Here is a 23072-nt window from a genome sequence, read left to right on the forward strand (position 1 = left end):
TCTACTGCTAAAACGGATGAGAGAAATAAGTCATGCTAGCACCTACAACGATTGATATTACCGAAGCGAATCTGCATCAGACATTAGAACAATCCATGGCTGTGCCCGTGCTGTTCTATTTTTGGTCTGAACGCAGTCAGCACTGCCTGCAACTGACCCCGGTACTGGATAAGCTGGCAGCAGAATATGCTGGTCAATTTATTCTGGCGCGTGTCGATTGCGATGCACAACAGATGGTCGCATCACAGTTTGGTTTACGCTCCATTCCGGCAGTTTACCTCTTTAAAGATGGTCAGCCGGTTGATGGTTTTCAGGGGCCACAGCCAGAAGAAGTGATTCGCGAATTGCTGCAACGAGTGTTGCCAAAACCAGAAGAGCTAAAAGCGGCAGAAGCGGCACGTTTGATGAGCGAGGGGAATGCGCAAGACGCTCTGCCATTGCTCAAAGATGCCTGGCAACTGATGCAGCAAAATCACAACCCACAAACCAGCGATATCGCGCTGCAATTGGCTGAAGCACAAATTTTGCTAAATCGCAGTGAAGATGCCGAAGGCGTACTGGCGACAATCCCACTGCAAGACCGTGATACACGTTATCAGGGGCTGATTGCACAAATCGAGCTACTCAAACAAGCCGCTGACACACCAGAAATTCAGCAATTACAGCAGCAAGTGGCCGATCAACCAGATAACGTTGAACTGGCCGTGCAATTAGCACTGCAATTGCATCAGGTTGGTCGCAATGAAGAAGCGCTGGAACTGCTATTGGGGCACTTGAAGAAAGACTTAACTGCCGCCAATGGTACTGCCCGTAAGACATTAATGGATATTTTGGCTGCATTAGGCACTGGCGATGCACTGGCAGCTAAATATCGTCGTCAGTTGTATGCATTATTGTACTGATTGACATATTTAACCGGCATTCGTTGCCATTATTTACGACTGCGCGAGGCCATCCCGCGCAGTTTTATTCTGCCCTAATCAAGCTTTCTCTCATTTACACGCTTTTACCCGCCTTTCGTTAGGCATTTAGCGCTCTGTCACGTAATATTAAGAAACAATATTCATTGCTGACAGGAAGTTAAATATGTTTACGGTTATCCCTGTTCTTATCGTTGTCGCCCTGATTGTGGTCTTCTCCTCAATCAAAATTGTTCCACAAGGTTTTCAGTGGACGGTCGAACGTTTTGGTCGCTATACCAAAACGCTAATGCCGGGTCTGAATATCGTTGTGCCATTCATGGATCGTATTGGTCGTAAAATCAATATGATGGAACAGGTCCTGGATATCCCATCCCAAGAAATCATCTCCCGCGATAATGCTAACGTGGCAATTGATGCCGTCTGTTTTATTCAGGTAATTGACCCAGTAAAAGCCGCATATGAAGTCAGCAACCTTGAACTGGCCATCGTTAACCTGACCATGACCAACTTCCGTACTGTTTTAGGCTCAATGGAGTTGGATGAAATGTTGTCTCAGCGTGACAACATCAATAGCCGTTTGCTGCATATCGTCGATGAAGCCACCAACCCGTGGGGCATTAAAATCACGCGAATTGAAATCCGTGATGTGCGCCCACCGACTGAACTGATTTCAGCGATGAATGCTCAGATGAAAGCTGAACGTACCAAGCGTGCCGATATTCTAGAAGCTGAAGGGGTTCGTCAGGCCGCGATTTTACGTGCTGAAGGTGAAAAACAGTCACAAATTCTGAAAGCGGAAGGTGAGCGTCAGTCCGCATTCTTACAGGCTGAAGCGCGTGAACGTGCCGCAGAAGCGGAAGCTCAAGCAACCAAAATGGTTTCTGAAGCTATCGCCGCCGGTGATATTCAAGCCATTAACTACTTTGTAGCGCAAAAATATACCGATGCACTGCAACATATTGGCTCTGCCAATAACAGCAAAGTCATTATGATGCCACTGGAAGCCAGCAACCTAATGGGCGCTATTGGTGGAATTGCAGAACTGATTGGTGAGAGTAAAAACAGCCGGGGTAAATAACCATGCTGGAAGAAATTGCAGCAAATCCAAACTGGTTTTGGCTTTCACTCGGCGGCTTATTATTGGCCGCTGAGATGCTAGGAGCCAGTGGTTATATGTTGTGGAGCGGTGTTGCTGCCGTGGTCGTCGGCATTTTGGTCTGGCTATTTCCTTTTAGCTGGGAAATGCAGGGCGTGCTGTTTTCTATCCTGACAGTAGTCTCTGCCATCCTGTGGTGGTATTGGCTAAGTAAACGTACCAAACCGCAACCCGCTATGCTGAACCAGCGTAACCATCAATTATTGGGAACTCGAGCAACACTGACCGAGGCCACGGTTGACGGTTATGGCCGTATGAAAGTAGGCGACAGCAGTTGGCGTATTTACAGTGCGACGGAGCTGAATGTGGGCACCGAAGTTGAAGTGATACTAGTGGAAGGCAATACTTTGCATGTCCGTCCCACAATTCATCACTGATGATTGAATCTAAAGGCGTATTTATCTAAATACGCCGAGGCTAATGACATAAATTAATCGCCGATTGATTTGTTAACTTACCACTTTTTGCTTATCACTCATGTGGCAACATCCCGCCAAGTTATTAATAATCGGGCAATCTGCACCATCATCACCAGGGCATTCATCGGCTAACGCTAATAAGCGTAATCGCATCTGATTAAGATCATTAATGTGCTGCTCAATTTCTGCGACTTTTTGCAATGTCGCTGCTTTTACATCCGCGCTATGCCGCGCTGGGTTATGAAACAATGCCAGCAATTCACGACATTCATCCAATGTGAAGCCAACCTGCCGTGCCTGACGCAGCAGAGTTAACTCTTCAATATGTTTAGCATTGTAGCTGCGATAGCCATTATCCGTGCGGATCGGTGGCGTCATCAGCTTTTTTTCTTCGTAAAAGCGAATGGCTTTGCTGGTTAAGCCTGTTTTTTTTGCGACATCGCTAATATTCATATTCCCCCTTGACCTTCCCCTTGCTGGAAGGTTTAACCTCTATCATTAGTGAAAAGAACCATGCGAGTCAAGCGGAATGAAAGACGTTCAAGCTCAATAAAACCGGTACAACTAGAGGCAATGAATAAGACCATTATTGCCATAGATAAGGAATATGACGGGGAATACCGACTAAACTTATCCCTACAAAATTTATGGATAGGTTCCTACTCGATAAGGAGTTAACTATGTTGCAAACCACAGTACTGGCCTTACACGGCCTTTCCTGCATGAATTGTGCCAAACGCGTGAAAACAGCGCTAGAAAGCCGTGAAGATGTCCATCATGCAGAAGTGAATGTTCACTACGCAAAAGTGACCGGTGAAGCTGAAACCAATACGCTGATTGATACAATCAAACAAGCAGGTTATCAGGCAGAAGAAGCGCAGACTCCTGATGTTGAACTACAACTCTCGGGCTTGAGTTGCGGGCATTGCACTGAATCCACCCGAAAAGCTCTGGAGGCAGTTCCCGGTGTGATAGCTGCTGATGTGACCCTCGACAGTGCCAATATTTACGGCAAAGTAGATGCACAGACATTGATTGATGCTGTCGAACAAGCGGGCTATCACGCTACACTGCAAGGGGCTGAACTCCCAAAAACTGAGCCGCTGACTCACTCAGCCCCATCTCAGCCGGAACATCTGGCAGCGGCCTCTTCAACTGTTCCGGCAGCGACAGTATCAACATTGGCAACAACCGCATCGACGACAGCCGCAGAGCCACCAGCCAGTGATAGCGATAGTGTCCAACTCTTGCTCACGGGGATGAGCTGCGCCAGTTGCGTCTCTAAAGTACAAAATGCACTGGGAAGTGTTGATGGCGTTGAAGTTGCACGCGTCAATCTTGCCGAACGTAGTGCATTGGTTACCGGTAATCCGAGTCACGAGGCTTTAATCACGGCCGTGAAGAATGCCGGTTATGGTGCTGAAATTATTGAAGATGAAGGGGAGCGGCGCGAGCGTCAGCAACAAATGTCGCAAGCCAGTATGAAGCGCTTCCAATGGCAAGCCGCGCTCGGCCTATTGCTGGGTATCCCATTGATGGCATGGGGGTTATTTGGCGGCAGTATGACGCTAACACCAGAAACCCAAACGCCGTGGCTGATTGTCGGCATAATCACTCTGCTGGTGATGATATTTGCCGGTGGTCACTTTTATCGTAATGCTTGGGTCAGTCTGAAGAATGGCAGTGCCACTATGGATACCTTGGTGGCATTGGGGACAGGTGCCGCTTGGGTTTACTCCATTACGGTGAATATCTGGCCAGACGTTTTTCCAATGGAAGCTCGCCATCTTTATTACGAAGCCAGTGCCATGATCATCGGTTTGATTAACCTTGGTCATGCCATGGAGCAGCGCGCCAGACAGCGCTCATCCAACGCGCTGGAGCGCTTATTAGATTTAGCCCCTCCGACCGCTCGGCTGGTAACTGATGAAGGTGAGAAAGTTATTCCATTGGCGGATGTTCAATTAGGCATGACATTACGTCTGACTACGGGTGACCGTGTCCCGGTTGATGGCGAAATTGTGCAAGGGGAAGTGTGGATGGATGAAGCCATGTTGACTGGCGAACCTATCCCACAGCAAAAATCGGCTGGTGATGTGGTTCATGCAGGGACGCAAGTTCAGGATGGTTCAGTACTGTTCCGCGCCAATGCCATCGGCAGCCAAACAACGTTGGCGCGCATCATCAAATTAGTTCGGCAAGCGCAAAGCAGTAAACCGGAAATCGGCAAACTGGCTGATAGAATCTCTGCGGTATTTGTTCCAACCGTGGTCGCAATTGCGGTGATAGCCGGGTTGATTTGGTATTTCTTCGGCCCACAACCACAGTTGGTCTATACCCTGGTCGTCGCCACGACAGTACTGATTATCGCCTGCCCATGTGCTCTCGGGCTGGCAACACCTATGTCGATCATCTCAGGTGTTGGGCGAGCGGCTGAGTTTGGCGTTCTGGTACGTGATGCTGATGCATTACAGCAGGCCAGCAACCTCGATACTTTAGTGTTCGACAAAACCGGCACATTGACCGAAGGGCATCCGCAGGTAGTTGCCATTCATACTTTCAATGGCGTGAACGAACAGCAAGCGCTGGAATGGGCAGCAGCACTGGAGACTGGCTCTAATCACCCCTTGGCTCGTGCGATTTTACAACGGGCGGAAGGACTGACACTGGCGACAGTGAGCCAATTCCGCACACTGCGCGGCTTAGGGGTCAGTGGTGAAGTGGATGGCATTCCACTATTGCTGGGGAATAACCGCCTACTGGAAGAGCAACAGATTGACACCAGCGAGTTGCAAGCATTGATGCAGCAACAAGCAGAAAGTGGTGCAACACCTGTTATTCTGACGGCACAGGGCAAACCCGCGGCACTGTTATCGATTCGTGATCCACTGCGCAGTGACAGTGTTAGTGCCCTGCAACGATTGCATCAGCAAGGATATAATTTGGTGATGTTAACCGGCGATAACCCTATTACTGCGAATGCTATTGCTAAAGAAGCGGGTATTGATCAGGTGATCGCCGGAGTCTTGCCTGATGGTAAAGCAGAGGCAATTAAGCAACTGCAAGCTGCCGGACACAAAGTAGCGATGATTGGCGATGGTATCAATGATGCACCAGCACTGGCGCAAGCCGATGTCGGTATTGCTATGGGTGGCGGCAGTGATATTGCGATTGAAACCGCCGCTATTACCTTGATGCGCCACAGTTTGCATGGCGTTGCTGATGCGGTAGAGCTTTCCAAAGCAACATTGCGCAACATGAAACAAAATCTGCTGGGAGCGTTCTTCTACAACGCCTTAGGGATTCCGATTGCTGCGGGTATTTTGTTCCCCTTCACCGGAACCCTCCTCAGCCCTGTGGTGGCAGGGGCGGCGATGGCGTTGTCATCTATTACCGTTGTGAGCAATGCGAACCGATTACTGCGGTTTAAGCCTAAGCAATAATTAGGAACCTAATGGCGCACAACCCCTTTCTTGTGCGCCACTTAGCGTTTAGCATGTTAAGAAACGCTAATAAGGGAACCACATGGGCCAATTATTACGCCGCCTCGCAAAATTTTTGGGCATGACTGCCCCGGCGAGCTATTCCTACCCAGCTTTAGACATGACTTTACCTGGTGAACGTCATTTTCACTTGGTTGGCAGTATCCATATGGGAACCGAGGGGATGTTTCCCCTCCCCCATGAGTTACTCAATAAATTGAATCAGGCTGATGCACTTATTGTCGAAGCTGATATCACCGATACAGCCTCTCCCTTTGGTAACGATAGCCTTGATGAACCATTAATTGACAGGTTATCTGCAGAGCATTATCAACAATTTTTGCAACGCTGCGAAGAACTGGACAATGACCCACTTACTATGGCCTTTCTGCCAGCATGGCAAGTGGCCTTAATGCTCCAGGCCCGTCAGGCCCAGCGTTTAGGGTTACGAGGGGAATACGGTATCGATTACCAATTATTGAAAGCGGCGACAGCACAGGACAAAAACGTGATTGAGCTGGAAGGTGCGCAGATGCAGCTCGATTTGTTGGAAACATTGCCTGACAACGGCATGTCGTTACTGCTGGATACCTTAACTCACTGGCACACCAATGCCCGTTTACTGCAAACCATGATTAGCTGGTGGCTGGAACATCATCCAGTCAATGACCTGACGGCTCTGGCCCCCACCTTTAGCCAAGGGTTGTACGATGTTCTGATGATTCAAAGGAACAAACGCTGGCAAAGACAACTTGAACAACTGCCTTCCGGGCGCTATGTCATTGCCGTCGGTGCGCTACACTTGTATGGCGAAGGGAATCTTCCTGATTTATTAAAATCCAACGCCCAATAAAAAAATGGCCGATATCGCTATCGGCCAGTCAAAGAGGAATTTTCGTTATTTTAGTTATTAAGCGCCCACATTCCTTGCGGATAATATGAGCAGCCAATACAGGGTAGCAACCTGACGATTAGATTAGCAACCGACATTCATCATAACTCGCGGAGCACCTAACCATTATGCTGATTTTGCTCGGTTAATTTTTATCCCTGTCACCATGATTCCGTGTAGGATAATCCACCTGAATAAATCTTCATTTTTAATTGGACGTTTATTATGACACCTGCCGTTGTTTTGCTGGAAAAACAAAAAGTTCCTTTCACACTACACCCATATCACCACGATGCAGCAGAAACCAACTTTGGCGATGAAGCCGTTAAAAAATTGGGTCTCAATGCCGATCAAGTCTATAAGACATTGCTGGTCGCTTTAAATGGTGATGCCAAAAATTTAGCCGTTGCCGTCACCCCTGTCGCCACCCAACTTGACCTGAAAAAAGTAGCCCGTGCATTGGGGGCAAAGAAGGCTGAAATGGCCGATCCACAATTGGCACAGCGCAGCACCGGATATTTAGTGGGGGGTATTAGCCCATTGGGGCAAAAAAAACGCCTCCCCACGGTAATTGATAGCCCAGCACAAGAATACGCCACGATATTTGTTTCCGGGGGTAAGCGGGGATTAGATATTGAACTAGCCGCAACAGATTTATGCCGATTACTGCAAGGCACATTTGCTGATATCGCAAAAAGGGATTGATGAACAGCCACGAAACCGAGCAGAAATTAACAACCTAGCCCTGCTCGGCTTAATAATTGCGTAGGATTTTTATCTACCCCTATAAAAAACAAAAGCTTTGCGAATTATACTCTGAGGACAAAGGCTGATAACCAGCAAAGATATCTTCATACTTAAGCTAATAGTACTCGTGAGTATATAACGGCGAGCACTCGCCTTATCATTACTTAATAGACTATAAGTAATTCTCGCTAAACTGATACGACGAAATTGCTCTGGATAATCTTTGGATATACGCTCACCAAATTGGGACAATGTTAGATCGGCGAGAATTTTATGTTCTGCTGAATATTTAACTTGCGTAGTAGCACTAGTTAAGCGCGATGGAGCATCATTTGAAACATCGATTAATTTCATATTAAAGGTAGGGATTCCTTTATAATCTAACGCAATACGCCACCACAATAGATGCTCACCACCAAGCCTAGTTTGAGGATAGCTTAACCCTGTTGCTAAGAATTTTTCTCTATTAAAGACAGGCGTAAAATCGCCGATAATATACCCAGACATATAATCATCAAAACTAATTAGATGATATTTATCCCTCATACTCCCGTTAGAACAGGCAAACATAGTTACTAAATATGAATCAAGATTTTCGTCATCAAGAATATGCATAAGTTTTTCAACAGATCCTGATGTCATCACATCGTCATCATCTAGTATTAATACCCAAGGTGCATGGGATAATTTAAGCCCCTGCATCCTTGCTAAACCAGGACCGCCGTTGATGGGCATGCGATAAGTGATAAGTTCAGGTACATTGAATTCGGGTAAAAGTGATGTCGAGGCATCATCAACAACTATGATTTCAATACGATATTTCTGACTTCTCTGTGACACTACGGAATTAACAGCCCTAACCACTAATTCGGGGCGATTATAAGTTGTAATCACAACACTTAGAGTTAAATCATTCACTATCTATTCCTACAAAAAAAGAATATTAGCACCAAGAACATTATTATCTCGGCCACCAAAAATGCGAGTGTCATACCCAGGCCACCTAGCGTTGGAATTAATAGTATAGCAAGCATGCAAATAAGGCTTATATTAGCTATCATCACTCTGCTGGCAATACGTTCTTTTCCTGTAGGAATGAACCATAAAACGGCCAAAATCATACTATTAATACGAAATGGCACTACCCACACCAGTATTTTTAATAAATTAATAGCATCTTGATAGCCTGGCCCGAAAACAATATTCACAACCCAGGCTGATGCAAATACAGTGGTAATTGAGAATAATATAGTGGCGATTGAAATTACCACTAGTGCGATAGTGACTAATTTTTTAGCAGTACGTTCGGAGTCACGCTGCAATTTAACCAGATGTGGAAATGCTGCATTTAAAGCCGGAATAGCCAAGCCACTAGCCGCTCGAATTAGTTTTTCCGCAGGGACAAACGAACCAACAGCACGAGCACCACCTAAAAAACCTAATAATGTTGAAGCAATGGAACCCATAATACTTTGAGCACCTTTGTACAAAAATAGCTCCCAACTATCACGAATAACTTGCCATGTACCATTCAGGTTTATTCGCCCCAAGCCCGTTTGGCGCAGCATAATAAATGTTGGAATAAAGGTGTTAAGAATTCCAACCGTTGCCTGGATAATTAATACACGTTGGGCATGTTCTGGTGATGAAACCAAAGTGATCGTAAATAAAAGTCCCGTGCTGCGTAGTGCAAGATCTAATAATGAAGGCAAGATTAGCCGTTCAATTCCTACGTAGTACCATAGTGGACTAAAACCAAATGCAACAAGAAACAGTGAAACCCAAATAAACCAATAGTGAGGAATCGTAGTCGCCCCCATACTGAAAAATATCAAAACTCCGATGGCAAGAATAACTACCGAACTTAATAGCAGCTTTGCTGCCAATACGTTAGTAACGAGTTGAGCTAGTCTTGCACGATCTTCTTTCACTTTTACGACGCTACGTGCTGCGCTGAAATTAAAACCAAACTCGACAAAAACGGAAGCAGTCAATGCTAGCCCCAAAGCATAAAGCACTTGCCCATAACCTTGTTGCCCCAAAGCTCGAGCCAACACAGGTAGCTCAATCAAGGGGATAAATAAACCGCCAATTTGTGCCAACATTAGCCAGAATGTATTTTTTGCTACACGCGACATGAACTATCACCATGGATGGATGCAAGAAAAACCAGTTAATTCCTTGCTCAATGAGGACAAAAAATCGATGGGTGAGAAATTATTGTTGCATACAGCTAGCAAAAATTTTTCTTTTACGAAATCTATTCTAAAACAGCAGTCTTCTCAAGAAGTTCTGCTTATCGGGGACGAAAAAAAAGATGAAGCACAGTATACCACCTGAACATCATCTTTATTAAATACAGCACGTTACAATTAATTACTTATAAACAATCTCACCTTTCGGCTGATACTGACTGGCATCCAGTGTAGAGTGTTTTTCAATATACTGTTTTAGAACTTCTGCATCGATAAAACCGGTATTGACATAGCCAGGTAGGGTATCAATCTTCGGATATCCATCCCCCCCTAACGCATTAAAATTCAATGTTGCCAGACGATAGGTTTTATTTGGGTCTAGCAGCTTGCCCTGTATTTTGACATCACTCACCCCCTCACCATCGGCCACTAGGCTAACGTTGGCAAATTGGGCATAAGCACCAGAATCTACTTTTTTATTTGCCACCACAGCCAGATACTTCTCAACATCACGCCCTTTCATGTCAGCGTAAACCAGAGTATTACCGAATGGTTGAACTTTGAGCACGTCTTTATAGGTGATATCACCTTTTTCGATAGAATCACGAATACCGCCACCACTCATCACAGCAAAATCTGCTCCCGCACGTTCCATTTGTGCTGCCAATAACATGCGAGCCAAATTCGTTTGCTCGAAACGGACTTTGCTGCGATCCCCTTCTAGCTTGTCATTCACACTCCCCACTTTAATCTCCAGCTGCGCCTTGCCCTGCTCTTCAAATGGGGTCAACAGTTTCAGCATCGATGGGTCTTGGGCTATTTCTTGCGTATAAAAGACACGCTCGCTAGTGCCATCAGCTTTTTCGATTTTTTTCTTCAAATTAATTGGGATTAACTGATAGCTCACTAATTTCAGCTCGCCATTGCGGAATGTAAAATCAGCTCGGCCAACATATTTTCCCCACTCATGGGCTTGTACGATCCAAGTGCCATTTTGTCGATCGGGGACGCAAGGTGTCCCTGGTACATAATCAGCCTGTTTATGATTCTCGCTAGCCATACAAACCGGATCCTGCGAGTGACCACCTACTATCATGTCTAAATAGCCTGCTGGTAAACTGCGTGCCATCTCGACATCACCCGCAGCATTAGAACCATGCTTACCATCATCGTAATGCCCCATATGGGTTGCAGCGATGATAATGTCCGGCTTTTCTGTTTTTCTTAACTGATCGACAACTTGCTTTGCTTCTACTGCTGGCACTCGAAATTCAATATCAGTGAAATATTCGGGATTACCGATCTTTGCTGTATCGTCAGTCGTTAGTCCAATTACCGCAATTTTCACCCCTTGTTTATCAAACAAAGTGTAGGGTTTGAATAACCGCTGCTGGGTACTTTTCTGATAAATATTGGCCGACAACAATGGGAAAGTCGCCCACTTCTCCTGTTGGCGCAGCACACTCAGTGGGTTATCAAATTCATGATTGCCAATAGCCATCGCATCATAGCCAACCAGATTCATCCCGCGGAAGTCTGGCTCGGCATCTTGCAAATCCGACTCAGGAACACCTGTATTGATATCCCCGCCGGAGAGTAACAGTAAACTTCCTCCTTGGGCGGCAACTTGCTTGCGAATCTCATCAACAAGCGTTTTCTGTGCCGCCAGACCATACTCACCGTGATCGTTTTGCCAAAAATGCCCATGGTGGTCATTAGTATGCAAAATGGTGATGTCGTAGGTTTTGTCTTTTTCCCACGCAGCGGCCCATCCCGGTGTAAACGCCAGCGACACAGCCAAAGCACAGGCGGTGGTCGGTAATGAAAAACGCATGGCAAATCTCCATATTGTCGTTAAAAACCGACACCATCAATGCCAGTCTAATGAGTGAAGTTTGAGTGGTATATATTAATACCACGATAAATCAAGACCATACTGTGACACACTTTGTATTGTAATGTGATAGTGCCGCTATCAATTTCATAACTTTGGAATAGATATCAAAGAATGTCAGGAGTAGTAAAAATCGTCCGAACTGCATAATATGTATTCGTTACCAACATATTATTAACAGTGAAAATTATTAGGCGAATACTCACTATGACCGATCGCTCTGAGACGGAATTCCCACCCTCCGTTACTGCCTCCGTAAAACGCACCTCATTCTCTATTTTAGGTGCGATCAGCGTATCTCACTTGCTCAACGATATGATTCAATCGCTGATTTTGGCGATTTATCCTCTCTTACAAGCCGAGTTTTCACTGAGTTTTGCCCAAATCGGGTTAATTACTCTGACTTACCAGCTTACCGCCTCACTGTTACAGCCATTGATTGGCCTGTATACAGATAAACATCCACAACCCTACTCATTGCCCATCGGTATGGGATTTACCCTATCAGGTATTTTGTTGTTGGCTATTGCCACGACTTTCCCTGTGGTTTTACTGGCAGCGGCGTTGGTCGGGACCGGCTCTTCAGTATTCCACCCAGAATCTTCGCGAGTCGCCCGGATGGCCTCTGGTGGGCGTCATGGTATGGCTCAATCTATTTTTCAAGTTGGTGGCAACTTCGGTAGTGCTCTTGGCCCACTGCTAGCCGCAATTCTGATCGCACCTTATGGTAAAGGCAACGTTGGTTGGTTCTCACTCGCGGCATTACTGGCGATCGTGGTGCTACTGCAAGTCAGTAAATGGTATCAGCAACAACAAAGAGCCAGCCATGGCAAAGCCATAAAAGTCTCATCGGCAAAAGTACTGCCAAAAAAGACAGTTATTAGCACATTAGCTATTTTGATGGTGCTGATATTCTCTAAATACTTCTATTTGACTAGTATCAGCAGCTATTACACCTTTTATCTGATGCATAAGTTTGGAGTTTCGGTACAAAACGCCCAGATACATTTGTTTGTTTTCCTCTTTGCCGTAGCCGCTGGCACTATTATTGGCGGCCCTCTTGGCGATCGGATTGGGAGAAAATATGTTATTTGGGGGTCAATCTTAGGCGTAGCGCCATTTACACTCATTTTACCCTATGCATCTTTGTATTGGATTGGGATTTTAACCGTGATCATTGGTGTAATCCTCGCATCGGCCTTCTCGGCCATACTGGTGTACGCGCAAGAGCTGATCCCAGGAAAAGTCGGTATGGTTTCTGGTTTATTCTTCGGTTTTGCTTTCGGTATGGGGGGGTTAGGTGCGGCTGTACTAGGGTATGTTGCTGATTTAACCAGTATCGAATTGGTTTACCAAATATGTGCATTCTTACCATTACTGGGGATATTTACTGCCTTACTGCCTAATATAGAAGATAAGTAATAGTAATAACCTTATAATCCCGACTGAGACATGTGTTTCAGTCGGGAGAGTCCCCTGCATTATCGAGATGAAAACATCAAGTCCACGACAAACAACCACTTCAAACAATTTTCGTGCCAAACTAGACTTTTCTTGATAAAAAATGAAATTTTATCGCGCATTGATCGCATAAATGCAATAAACTGATGTTATTGCTGTGAAATGCTTGTCGCTCTGTATATACCCATCGATTTAACATGCAGGAAGGTGGCAAACACCGGCCCGAAGAGTGAGCCTCTTATGAAGCTCAAAAACCCTGATGAACTTACCCAGGTAAGTGACTTTAGTCATTGAACACAGCCAACACGCCTGTAATTTGAAAAATGACGGGTAGTCACGAGAAGGAGTCTGGATGCACCACTCAACACCCTTAATTACCACGATTGTCGGAGGCCTTGTTCTCGCCTTCCTTTTGGGCACTCTGGCTCATCGCCTGCGCATCTCACCTCTGGTGGGATATCTTGCTGCAGGGGTGCTTGCCGGGCCATTCACGCCAGGTTTTGTTGCTGATACCTCATTAGCTCCTGAACTGGCTGAAATTGGTGTTATTTTGTTGATGTTTGGTGTTGGGCTTCACTTCTCACTTAAAGATCTTCTCGCCGTAAAAGCCATCGCCATCCCCGGAGCCGTAGCGCAAATTGCTGTCGCTACCTTACTGGGTATGGGGCTATCGCATTTATTAGGCTGGGATTTGATGACAGGATTTGTCTTCGGTCTTTGTCTATCAACCGCCAGTACAGTGGTATTGCTACGAGCATTGGAAGAGCGGCAACTGATTGATAGCCAACGAGGGCAAATTGCGATTGGCTGGCTGATTGTTGAAGATTTGGCAATGGTACTGACATTAGTCCTCTTGCCGGCATTTGCAGGCGTCATGGGGAACGAAACCACCAGTTTGGGCCAACTGTTCACTGAGCTGGCCATTACCATCGGTAAAGTTATCGCTTTCATTACCTTGATGATTGTTGTCGGTCGCCGATTGGTCCCGTGGATACTGGCCAAAACTGCCAGCACGGGTTCCCGTGAGTTATTTACTCTGGCCGTGCTGGTATTAGCTCTCGGTATTGCCTACGGCGCTGTCGGGTTGTTCGATGTCTCCTTCGCTCTGGGTGCATTCTTCGCCGGAATGGTCTTGAATGAATCTGAACTCAGCCACCGTGCTGCGCAAGATACTTTGCCACTACGCGACGCATTCGCCGTACTGTTCTTTGTCTCTGTTGGGATGCTGTTTGATCCGATGATTTTGGTGCATGAGCCGTTAACCGTGTTAGCTTCGCTGGCTATCATCATCTTCGGTAAATCTGCTGCAGCATTCATATTGGTACGCATGTTTGGTCACTCCAAACGCACTGCACTGACCATCTCAGTCAGTCTGGCGCAAATTGGAGAGTTCGCCTTTATTTTGGCAGGGCTTGGAATTTCCCTTGGTTTGATGTCAGAACAGGGCCGTAATTTAGTGCTGGCTAGCGCAATTTTATCCATTATGCTCAACCCCCTGCTTTTCACCTTGCTAGACCGCTATTTAGCCAAAAATGAGACGATGGAAGATCTGATTCTGGAAGAAGCCGTAGAAGAAGAAAAACAGATCCCTGTCGACTTGTGTAACCATGCATTATTGGTTGGCTATGGTCGAGTCGGTAGCTTATTAGGGGCAAAACTGAATGCTGCGGGCATTCCACTGGTCGTCATTGAAAATTCCCGACCAAGAGTTGAAGCGCTACGTGAACAGGGTATTAATGCCGTATTAGGGAATGCTGCTAGCGCTGATATAATGTCACTGGCACGTCTGGATTGCGCACGCTGGTTATTGCTAACCATTCCAAATGGCTACGAAGCTGGAGAGATAGTCGCGTCTGCCAGAATTAAGCGACCAGACCTTGAAATTATTGCACGCGCACATTATGACGACGAAGTGGTTTATATTTCGGATCGCGGTGCGAATCAGGTTGTTATGGGTGAACGTGAAATTGCCAATAGCATGCTTAATATGCTGAAAATAGAAACACTAACCGAGGATGATAAGCGCCCGGTTTGCCCAATCTAAATCGTTTCGATGGCGATGATTTCACGCCATATAGACAAAAAGGGCCAGCATAAGCTGGCCCTCATTATTTTTGATGTCGGCGCGACGTAAATTATCGCTCCCAGTAAGACTCTTCCAAACTGTCTTCTCTCTCAGGCAATCCACGAGTTAAACGTGGTGAATGTTGATTCAATACTTGATAGCTGACCCGATTGGCATATTTGCACACTTGCGCCAAGGAAGAGTAACTCAGATAACTACGTACATGTTTACTTGAGTTAGGAACATTATTACGGTGATAACCATTAGCAGCAATGTCATGCAGCAAAGCTGATAAAGCACCATCACCAGCCCCATTGGTATTCATTATTTTCTCAGGTCCCCCCATATAGGGAGCAATGTGAGAATAAATACGTAATGGGTTATCACAATGCTCTTTACGCATTGCTCGACTGAATTCATACAAGTTAAATTCGGCAATAGCGCCGGGGAGTAAAGGGTGCTGTGTCTGTCGTTTATTAGCTTCTTCTGTATAGCCCGCCATATAAAGACCATTAGGGCCAGCAGTACACAGAACCAAATCAACCCAGTTCAATGCCATATCAGAGGCCATTAACGGATCATTTAGGCCCGTCAGCTCATAAGCCTCATCTTCATTCATTGCGACGATAGAAACATGCTCATTAAGGAAATCACGCCACCACTGCGGATTATCTGCAATGACGTATTTTGTTCCCAGAGTCATCACCACAGGCACATTATGCTTCTTCGCATAACGAATTGCCTGCATCGTCGCATCTGGCATCGGCTCTCCAGGTTTACAGCGCACCAGATAAGCGGTAAGAACTAGCGCTGATGCCCCAGCAATAACATCCTCAGGAATGCTTTCTGGCCGCAATTGATTCATTTGCCCCGGGCTGATGGCAAATGTCCGCTCACCATTGTCCGTAATTAAAGTAAAGCAGCGGCCAATAGCACCATCAACGGCCTGTAAGTAATTCAAATCAGTACGACTTGAGGTATTGCACAGGTAGCGATAGGCATAGCTACCAATCTTAATATTACTACACATCGTACCCAACAAAATTGAACGATCATCAGCCAGTACGGAATAGTTATGTAACGTATTGCCAATGGTACCGCCAGCAAACTCATGCGTAATTAATCCATTGGCCGTGAGCTCCTGATAAAGGCGTTCAGCAACATCATCTTCAATCACCAAAGAGTGCCCTTGGCTCAAACCATAACGCGCAATAAAGTCCTCATCGACCTTCGCTTCAATATCAACCAGCGTCTGATCAATGCCAACAATATAAGATGTACTCACTTCATTTTCTGTTTGAGCTGGCTGCAATAAGGGATCGCGAGCATTAACAGGAAAATAGTGTTTAGATTTGCGTTTGCCAGGAAATTTCATTGTTATGAGTTACAAATTTAGAAATGAAAAGATAAAGAATTTTAGCACAAGTCATCTGGGATTCAGCGCGCATAACCATTTGGATTACGCTGCTGCCAATTCCATGCATCTGTTAGCATATCGGTTAAGTTTCTTTTGGCTTCCCAACCCAACTCGTTAAATGCTAATTTCGCACTCGCCCAACATTCGGCGATATCGCCAGACCGTCGTGCGACTATCTCATAAGGAATTTTTTTACCCGATATACGTTCAAACTCATTAATCATCTGTAACACAGAATACCCAACGCCCGAGCCGAGATTATAAACCTTAAATCCTGTCGTTAGTTTATTCAGTGCACAAAGATGCCCTTCAGCAAGATCCATAACATGGATATAATCACGAACCCCTGAACCATCTACTGTAGGATAATCATCACCATAGACAGCTAACTTAGGGAGTTTTCCAATAGCAACTTGCGTGATAAAAGGCAACAAATTGTTAGGTTTCCCATTTGGATCCTCGCCAATTAACCCAGATGGATGAGCACCTACAGGATTAAAATAACGTAATGCGCTGATGGAGAAGTCTGGGTGCGCGACAGAGAAATCTTTCAGTATTTGCTCAACCATGACTTTAGATGAGCCATAAGGGTTTGTCGTACCACCGATGCGTGCGTTTTCTGTCAAAGGAACAAACTCTGGATCACCATATACAGTTGCAGATGAGCTAAATATTAGTTTTGTTACACCAGCACTGACCATCTCTTCTAGCAAGAGCAGCGAGCCGGTAACGTTATTTTGATAATATTCAATCGGCTTAATAACCGATTCACCTACTGATTTTAAACCAGCAAAATGAATGACAGCATCTATTTTATGTTCAGAAAATATTTTTTTTAGGCAATGCCTATCGAGTACATCGCCCTCATAAAATATTGCACTTCGGCCCGTAATTTCGGCTACACGTCGCAGTGACTCTACCGAAGCATTAGATAAATTATCTAACACAACAACATCGTTGCCTTGTTCTAATAATGTTAATACTGTATGTGAGCCAATATATCCTGCACCACCAGTTACTAAAATAGTCATAATGCACCTATTGTATTTGAGGTATTTGAACAGAATTCATTGACCAAGAATAATTTCACGACACTTATTTTTAACATTATTTATATCAAACTTACTCTTTTGTTTCTGAGCTGCTTTATAGAATGACTCATAATTTGAAAATACAGTATTAAGCGCTGACTCTAGCGCTTCTGTTGTATTTTCAATTAAGATGCCATTTTGATCGACAACCTCACCACAACCACCGACATCACTCAGAATAACGGGTAAGCAGGCACTAGTCGCTTCAATCGCTGCCATGGGTAAACCTTCACTTTCTGATGTTAATACAAATACATCATACTCATTAAATTTATCAAATCCCTTTATCTCACCATAGAAATGAATGTTTTTATAATCATCATATTCTTTTTTTAGATCTTGATAATATTCACCATCACCAACAACATCTAGGTTATATTGAGGGTTAGATGCGGCTACCTTTAACATCAAATCAGGTCGTTTAGGATAGGCTAACCGACAAACATAAATGATTTTATTTTGGCAAGGACGATCGGCTCTCTCAACCAATGGTGTAATTGCATTAAGTTGAGTCATGATTTTTTCAGGCTTGATACCAATAATATTTATAGCCTTATCAGCATCACTTTGAGAAACACACCAGATAACATCAGTAATATTCGATAATAACTTTTCAATATAGCAAAAAATAAATTTCAATACATTCCCATTGTAGATACATGACCAGCCATGGGAAACATAGACACCACGAAAACGTAAGAACAAACGAGCTAATCGACTGTAAAGACCTGCATTTGCAGAGCTAGAGACAACAATATCAACCTTATTTTCTTTAAGAGTCTTATATAAAGAGTAGATAGCCTTAATACTGGCCATTTTTCTGATCTCTGGAATAATAACGACTTTATCGCAAATAATTGTTTCAGTTAACCAACCTGGCTCAGAAGTTATTAAAATAATCTTACAATCATCTTTAAGTAATTTTACTTGCTCAAGAACCCAGCCTTGGGCTCCACCAATGATTGACTTTGTGATGACAAATGCAATATTTTTCATATCTTTTCCATAAACAATAAAATGCAAATATGACGAGAGAACAGCCTCAACACTCTCAATGGACTGTTATATTTTTTGCATTTCCTTCGTGAGTCTTCTGCCAAACTATATCGCAGATACCATCTGTAGGTTGAAATCCTGCGGGCGCTTCTAATAATAAAGAGCGAATAGACTCATAATTAAAGTCATTGCAAGCAGCTTCAATTTTGTTTAGTAAAATATTCAAATCACTCCATGCAAGCATAACTTCAGTTGCAGTCATAATTCGTGGATGATAAGTGTTCTGTACAGATTCACCAATGAGTAACTCTTCATATAATTTCTCACCAGGGCGTAAACCTGAGATCTCTATTGCAATATCACCTTCAGGATTATCTTCACTCTTAATTGAAAGACCTGAAAGGTTAATCATACGTTTTGCCAAATCAATAATCTTAACCGGATCGCCCATATCCAATACAAAAACATCCCCTCCTTGCCCCATAGCACCAGCTTGAATAACAAGTTGAGCTGCTTCTGGAATGGTCATGAAGTAGCGAATAATATCTTTATGGGTTAGCGTTATTGGCCCTCCCTCAGCGATCTGTTTCTTAAAGAGCGGTACAACAGAACCTGAAGATCCAAGAACATTACCAAAGCGAACCATACAAAATTTAGTCTTATCCTGTTCTTTAGATAATGCCTGCAATACAAGTTCAGCCATCCGTTTGGTTGCTCCCATAGTATTGGTTGGCCGAACTGCTTTATCTGTAGAAATTAAAACAAACTTTTCCACCTCAGATTTTATTGCCGCTTTAGCGCAACAAAGCGTACCAAATATATTATTTTTCACCCCTTCAATAACATTATTTTCAACCAGAGGGACATGTTTATAAGCGGCGGCATGGTATACTGTATTCACGTTGAAACTAGACATGACTTGAATTAAGCGCTTTTCACTTTGTACAGAACCAAGTAGTGCCACAAATTTTGTATCAATATGATGATGTCTACAAATTGCAGCAATTTCATTTTCAATGGAATAAAGTGAAAACTCAGAAATATCAAAAAGAATGAGTAAAGTTGGTTTTTCAACAATAATTTGGCGGCATAATTCTGAGCCAATTGACCCCCCAGCGCCGGTCACCATAACGACTTTGTCGGTGATATTTTTAGCTAACAACTTTTCATCCGGCTCGACAGGATCTCTTCCGAGAAGTTCCTCTATTGACACTTTCTTTAAACTACTGATTTGTGCTCGACCTTCAACTAAGTCAGACATACCAGGAATAGATAGAACTTCACAAGAAAGATTTTCAAGTTTACTTATCACGGCTCTGCGCTGACTTTGGCTAACACTTGGCATCGCCAGTAATACTTTCTTTATGCCATAACGGCCAACTAAATATTCAAGTTTTTCTGAGGGATAAACTGTCACACCATGGATAACAGCTTTATGTAGTTTAGGATTATCATCAACAAAGGCGATTGGGAAGTATTCACTTGCTTGCATAAGTGCAGGTACTAATTGTCGGCCAGATGCACCTGCACCATAAATAACGACTGGAACCTGCCCCCTAACACCATAGTTTAATAGCATTCGGAAGAATATCCGAGAACCACAGATTAGCACTAACGAGAAAATAAAGAACATAACGGATACTGTTCTTGGCAAGTACACACCTAGGAAATAGGAACCCAATACCAGTAAACCAGAGGACAACACAACACCAACAAGTACGGTACTGATAATTTTTGCACTAACATAACGTAATACAGTCCGATATAGACCAAGACGAATATATACCAATAGAGTCGGTGGTATAATTACAGCCAAGGCGACCCACTGTTCAACACTGCTAAATGGACTATCAACATCCAATCGTACCCAAAAAGCGCCCCAGTATGCTAAAGCAATAAGAATAGTATCTAGCAAAAGCATAATGATTCGTTTTACAGGCCTTGGTAAAGATAATAAAAAAACAAGGAACATAGAGTACCAACCCAAGACGGAATACGTCGTTTTAAATATTCGGATGCAACCAGTTATCTGACAACAAACCCAATCAATTAATTATTATTAACTCCAGCATTAAGTTTATAATCAATATAAAAAAGAGGGATATAAGAGATAATTAGTGCAACTACCGGATTAACAATATTTAATCCAACCAGAAGTGCAATAGGGAAAAGCCAGATAACATTAATAGCAATGGCAGACAGTGTTACGGGCAAATGTCGTTTAAATTTTCTGGACGCAATTTGGTAACCATGGCTTCGATGAGCTTCATAAACTTTAAACCCACCAAGAACTCTACGTATTAAAGTCCAAGTTGCATCAACAATAAATAAACCCAATAAAATTAGCCAACAGAAGAAGAACTTCGTTTCTATCCATCCCGCGTTTATCGCCAAAGCCCCTATAACCAGCCCCAAAAAGCCGCTACCTGCATCTCCCATAAATATTTTTGCTGGCGGAAAATTCCACAATAAAAAGCCCAAAACTGTACTCGCAAGTAACCAAAGAACCAAATAATTATCTAGTGCGATATGATCGGCGCTAATGTAATAGATAACGATTGCACCAATACAACTAGTTACCGCTTGAGCACTGGCTAAACCGTCAATACCATCCATAAAGTTATAGAGGTTCAGCATCCAGACTAGAAATAGTAAACCAAACAAACTGCTCAATATCCCAAGATTAAGAGTATATTCAGAGAAAGTTAATACAGGGAAACCACCTAAACAAAATAATAAAAATGCCGCAGCAGAAAAGTGGGCAAGAAGACGCCAACGAGCCGCAATATGCCCATGGTCATCCCAAAAACCAACCAATGCAATGATCCCACCGGAGATAATTAATCCTACAGAAGGCAATAGTGGTAGATAACCTTGAAAATAAAATAGAGCTATGCCGACAAGGAAACTAATCACAATAGCAACACCGCCACCACGTGGGGTTGGAATCACATGTGAACTGCGTGAATTAGGTGTATCTATAATATTATTTTTAAGAGCATAACGACGCAACTGCCAAGTTAATATAATCGATAGAGCAAGATAGAAGAACAACTCCAACATAATATTAGACATATATTCTCTTCACGTTTTATAGACAATGAAATTACATATAAAAACACAATAAACAAAGAAAGTTTTATTATAGCTTCAATGAATATTGATACTGAACAATCATCTCATCACAAAATTATTAGTTTTTAATAATTAATTCATTTGCCCACGATATATATCAACCCATCTATTCATGATTACATCAATAGAATTATTTTTAATAATTCGTTCTCTCGCATGGGCACCCAATTTTGTTTTTTCCTCAACGGTAATTGTTAACATTCTTGATATAGCGTCAGATAATGCAATATGATTCTTTATGGGTACTAGTTCACCACAATTTCCAATAACTTCTTTTACTCCACCACAATCAGTCGCGACAACAACTCTTTCACAGGCCATTGCTTCTGCTATAACCAAACCAAACCCTTCCCACTCAGAAGATAATATAAATATATCCGCAGCACACATTAAATCAGGAATATCATTTCTTATTCCTAAAAAGTGAATACTACTTTTAATATTCAACTCTTCAGCTAAAGTTTCAAGCTCTGTCTGTAGATGTCCAACACCAACTATAAAAAATAATAATTCCCTACCAAAATAATTTTCTTTACATAGTTTAGCATATGCTTTAAATAGATTAGGATAATCTTTGGCTTCAGTCAGTCGACCTACACTTAATAACATTAGATTGTTATCATTAATATTTAATTCTTTTCTTTTTATCAACCTAGTTTCAGTCGTATATTTAAATTTATCAGTATCAATTCCGTTGGGTATACTGATAATCCGTCCAGGGTATGAAGCTCCTTTATCAATAAAAGTTTGGACTGCTTCCTGACTTACATTTGTTGTGATAGACGCCAGTTTATCAGTTAATCGATATATAAACATTCTAGCTTTATTGCCCTCATTAGTACTGTGAGCAGTGCATACTAGACAAGGTATTTTAGTAAAAATACGTAATATACGTGAAAAAATATTTGCATGAAACATATGGCTATGAACCACATCTGGTTTGAATTTTTTTATTAATTCCCTTGCTCTTATCAATGTATATATAAAAGAAAATATATTCTTACCCATTTTAAGTTCTTTAATAGAAATATTGTTTATTGGTCTTACAACTGTATTACCAGTAAGAGATATGATTATAACATCATGTCCAGCATCAACCATTCTATCTGCCAATAAACATGTTTGCTTTTCGGCGCCGCCCATACCAAGCCCTGTGATAACAAATAGTATCTTCATTAGGAACTCTTTACTTATGATAG

General features: G+C 43.3%; 19 protein-coding genes. 9 read left to right on the top strand and 10 right to left on the bottom strand.

What is annotated here, in order from left to right:
- Nucleotides 1-32: 32 nt before the first annotated feature.
- The 3 genes from ACIOG0_RS16030 to ACIOG0_RS16040 all read left to right on the top strand — a co-directional run bounded on the left by ACIOG0_RS16030 (nt 33) and on the right by ACIOG0_RS16040 (nt 2456).
- Nucleotides 33-902 (top strand): co-chaperone YbbN, encoded by an 870-nt coding sequence (locus tag ACIOG0_RS16030; protein ID WP_128451494.1) that lies wholly within the window; start codon nt 33-35, stop codon nt 900-902.
- Between the two features lie 184 nt (nt 903-1086).
- The gene (locus ACIOG0_RS16035; protein WP_005158246.1) at nt 1087-2001 is read left to right on the top strand and encodes an SPFH domain-containing protein; all 915 of its coding nucleotides are present in this window, start codon (nt 1087-1089) and stop codon (nt 1999-2001) included.
- 2 nt (nt 2002-2003) lie between these two features.
- A complete protein-coding gene (locus tag ACIOG0_RS16040; protein ID WP_050099059.1) occupies nt 2004-2456 on the top strand; it encodes an NfeD family protein in 453 nt (150 codons plus the stop codon).
- A gap of 72 nt (nt 2457-2528) precedes the next feature.
- Here ACIOG0_RS16040 and cueR read toward each other — a convergent pair whose 3' ends face one another.
- Nucleotides 2529-2951: a Cu(I)-responsive transcriptional regulator gene (gene cueR / locus ACIOG0_RS16045; RefSeq protein WP_050099060.1), complete on the bottom strand. Its 423-nt coding sequence runs from the start codon at nt 2949-2951 to the stop codon at nt 2529-2531.
- 227 nt (nt 2952-3178) lie between these two features.
- Between cueR and copA the strand changes: the two genes are divergently transcribed.
- The 3 genes from copA (at nt 3179) to ybaK (ending at nt 7577) form a co-directional block, all read left to right on the top strand.
- Nucleotides 3179-5941: a copper-exporting P-type ATPase CopA gene (gene copA / locus ACIOG0_RS16050; RefSeq protein ID WP_128451455.1), complete on the top strand. Its 2763-nt coding sequence runs from the start codon at nt 3179-3181 to the stop codon at nt 5939-5941.
- A gap of 82 nt (nt 5942-6023) precedes the next feature.
- A complete protein-coding gene (locus ACIOG0_RS16055) occupies nt 6024-6833 on the top strand; it encodes a TraB/GumN family protein (RefSeq protein WP_050099063.1) in 810 nt (269 codons plus the stop codon).
- A gap of 264 nt (nt 6834-7097) precedes the next feature.
- The gene (gene ybaK, locus ACIOG0_RS16060) at nt 7098-7577 is read left to right on the top strand and encodes a Cys-tRNA(Pro)/Cys-tRNA(Cys) deacylase YbaK (protein ID WP_050099065.1); all 480 of its coding nucleotides are present in this window, start codon (nt 7098-7100) and stop codon (nt 7575-7577) included.
- A 69-nt stretch (nt 7578-7646) separates the two neighbouring features.
- Here ybaK and ACIOG0_RS16065 read toward each other — a convergent pair whose 3' ends face one another.
- Nucleotides 7647-8537, bottom strand: coding sequence for a glycosyltransferase family 2 protein (locus tag ACIOG0_RS16065; protein ID WP_164908369.1), 891 nt, complete (start codon nt 8535-8537; stop codon nt 7647-7649).
- Nucleotides 8537-9757: an oligosaccharide flippase family protein gene (locus tag ACIOG0_RS16070; protein ID WP_050139902.1), complete on the bottom strand. Its 1221-nt coding sequence runs from the start codon at nt 9755-9757 to the stop codon at nt 8537-8539. Before ACIOG0_RS16070 ends, ACIOG0_RS16065 begins: the two co-directional genes overlap by 1 nt.
- Before the next feature lie 19 nt (nt 9758-9776).
- Between ACIOG0_RS16070 and ACIOG0_RS16075 the strand changes: the two genes are divergently transcribed.
- A complete protein-coding gene (locus ACIOG0_RS16075) occupies nt 9777-9959 on the top strand; it encodes a hypothetical protein (protein ID WP_050139903.1) in 183 nt (60 codons plus the stop codon).
- A gap of 36 nt (nt 9960-9995) precedes the next feature.
- Here ACIOG0_RS16075 and ushA read toward each other — a convergent pair whose 3' ends face one another.
- Nucleotides 9996-11648 (bottom strand): bifunctional UDP-sugar hydrolase/5'-nucleotidase UshA, encoded by a 1653-nt coding sequence (ushA, locus tag ACIOG0_RS16080; RefSeq protein ID WP_128451453.1) that lies wholly within the window; start codon nt 11646-11648, stop codon nt 9996-9998.
- Nucleotides 11649-11915: 267 nt separating this feature from the next.
- Here ushA and ACIOG0_RS16085 point away from each other — a divergent pair, with 267 nt between their 5' ends.
- Both ACIOG0_RS16085 and ybaL read left to right on the top strand, forming a co-directional pair.
- The gene (locus ACIOG0_RS16085; protein WP_128451452.1) at nt 11916-13130 is read left to right on the top strand and encodes an MFS transporter; all 1215 of its coding nucleotides are present in this window, start codon (nt 11916-11918) and stop codon (nt 13128-13130) included.
- A gap of 391 nt (nt 13131-13521) precedes the next feature.
- Nucleotides 13522-15213, top strand: a complete 1692-nt coding sequence (ybaL, locus tag ACIOG0_RS16090) for a YbaL family putative K(+) efflux transporter (RefSeq protein ID WP_050099069.1) — start codon at nt 13522-13524, stop codon at nt 15211-15213.
- 91 nt (nt 15214-15304) lie between these two features.
- On the opposite strand, the gene ACIOG0_RS16095 is transcribed toward ybaL, so the two are convergent.
- The 6 genes from ACIOG0_RS16095 to ACIOG0_RS16120 form a co-directional block, all read right to left on the bottom strand.
- Complete coding sequence (locus tag ACIOG0_RS16095) at nt 15305-16609, bottom strand: inosine/guanosine kinase (protein WP_128451451.1); 1305 nt, start codon at nt 16607-16609, stop codon at nt 15305-15307.
- Nucleotides 16610-16671: 62 nt separating this feature from the next.
- Entirely contained in the window at nt 16672-17682 is a 1011-nt protein-coding gene (galE, locus tag ACIOG0_RS16100; protein WP_050296022.1) for a UDP-glucose 4-epimerase GalE, read from the bottom strand.
- Nucleotides 17683-17718: 36 nt separating this feature from the next.
- Nucleotides 17719-18738, bottom strand: a complete 1020-nt coding sequence (locus tag ACIOG0_RS16105; RefSeq protein WP_050139906.1) for a glycosyltransferase — start codon at nt 18736-18738, stop codon at nt 17719-17721.
- Between the two features lie 55 nt (nt 18739-18793).
- A complete protein-coding gene (locus ACIOG0_RS16110; protein ID WP_074006906.1) occupies nt 18794-20710 on the bottom strand; it encodes a nucleoside-diphosphate sugar epimerase/dehydratase in 1917 nt (638 codons plus the stop codon).
- Nucleotides 20711-20787: 77 nt separating this feature from the next.
- Entirely contained in the window at nt 20788-21813 is a 1026-nt protein-coding gene (locus tag ACIOG0_RS16115) for a glycosyltransferase family 4 protein (protein WP_050139907.1), read from the bottom strand.
- A gap of 132 nt (nt 21814-21945) precedes the next feature.
- Entirely contained in the window at nt 21946-23049 is a 1104-nt protein-coding gene (locus ACIOG0_RS16120; RefSeq protein ID WP_128451450.1) for a glycosyltransferase, read from the bottom strand.
- Between the last annotated feature and the right edge of the window lie 23 nt (nt 23050-23072).

Source organism: Yersinia vastinensis, assembly GCF_044905075.1.
Taxonomy (GTDB): Bacteria; Pseudomonadota; Gammaproteobacteria; order Enterobacterales; family Enterobacteriaceae; genus Yersinia; species Yersinia vastinensis.

Excerpts from the sequence above, each read along its gene's own strand:
- ACIOG0_RS16085 (WP_128451452.1), top strand. The coding sequence starts at position 11,916 with ATGACCGATCGCTCTGAGACGGAATTCCCACCCTCCGTTACTGCCTCC.
- ACIOG0_RS16030 (WP_128451494.1), top strand. The coding sequence starts at position 33 with ATGCTAGCACCTACAACGATTGATATTACCGAAGCGAATCTGCATCAG.
- ACIOG0_RS16055 (WP_050099063.1), top strand. The coding sequence starts at position 6,024 with ATGGGCCAATTATTACGCCGCCTCGCAAAATTTTTGGGCATGACTGCC.
- copA (WP_128451455.1), top strand. The coding sequence starts at position 3,179 with ATGTTGCAAACCACAGTACTGGCCTTACACGGCCTTTCCTGCATGAAT.
- ybaL (WP_050099069.1), top strand. The coding sequence starts at position 13,522 with ATGCACCACTCAACACCCTTAATTACCACGATTGTCGGAGGCCTTGTT.
- galE (WP_050296022.1), bottom strand. The coding sequence starts at position 17,682 with ATGACTATTTTAGTAACTGGTGGTGCAGGATATATTGGCTCACATACA.
- ACIOG0_RS16115 (WP_050139907.1), bottom strand. The coding sequence starts at position 21,813 with ATGTCTAATATTATGTTGGAGTTGTTCTTCTATCTTGCTCTATCGATT.
- ACIOG0_RS16095 (WP_128451451.1), bottom strand. The coding sequence starts at position 16,609 with ATGAAATTTCCTGGCAAACGCAAATCTAAACACTATTTTCCTGTTAAT.
- ACIOG0_RS16070 (WP_050139902.1), bottom strand. The coding sequence starts at position 9,757 with ATGTCGCGTGTAGCAAAAAATACATTCTGGCTAATGTTGGCACAAATT.
- ushA (WP_128451453.1), bottom strand. The coding sequence starts at position 11,648 with ATGCGTTTTTCATTACCGACCACCGCCTGTGCTTTGGCTGTGTCGCTG.
- ACIOG0_RS16120 (WP_128451450.1), bottom strand. The coding sequence starts at position 23,049 with ATGAAGATACTATTTGTTATCACAGGGCTTGGTATGGGCGGCGCCGAA.
- ACIOG0_RS16035 (WP_005158246.1), top strand. The coding sequence starts at position 1,087 with ATGTTTACGGTTATCCCTGTTCTTATCGTTGTCGCCCTGATTGTGGTC.
- ACIOG0_RS16105 (WP_050139906.1), bottom strand. The coding sequence starts at position 18,738 with ATGAAAAATATTGCATTTGTCATCACAAAGTCAATCATTGGTGGAGCC.
- ACIOG0_RS16075 (WP_050139903.1), top strand. The coding sequence starts at position 9,777 with ATGCAAGAAAAACCAGTTAATTCCTTGCTCAATGAGGACAAAAAATCG.
- ybaK (WP_050099065.1), top strand. The coding sequence starts at position 7,098 with ATGACACCTGCCGTTGTTTTGCTGGAAAAACAAAAAGTTCCTTTCACA.
- cueR (WP_050099060.1), bottom strand. The coding sequence starts at position 2,951 with ATGAATATTAGCGATGTCGCAAAAAAAACAGGCTTAACCAGCAAAGCC.
- ACIOG0_RS16110 (WP_074006906.1), bottom strand. The coding sequence starts at position 20,710 with ATGTTCCTTGTTTTTTTATTATCTTTACCAAGGCCTGTAAAACGAATC.
- ACIOG0_RS16040 (WP_050099059.1), top strand. The coding sequence starts at position 2,004 with ATGCTGGAAGAAATTGCAGCAAATCCAAACTGGTTTTGGCTTTCACTC.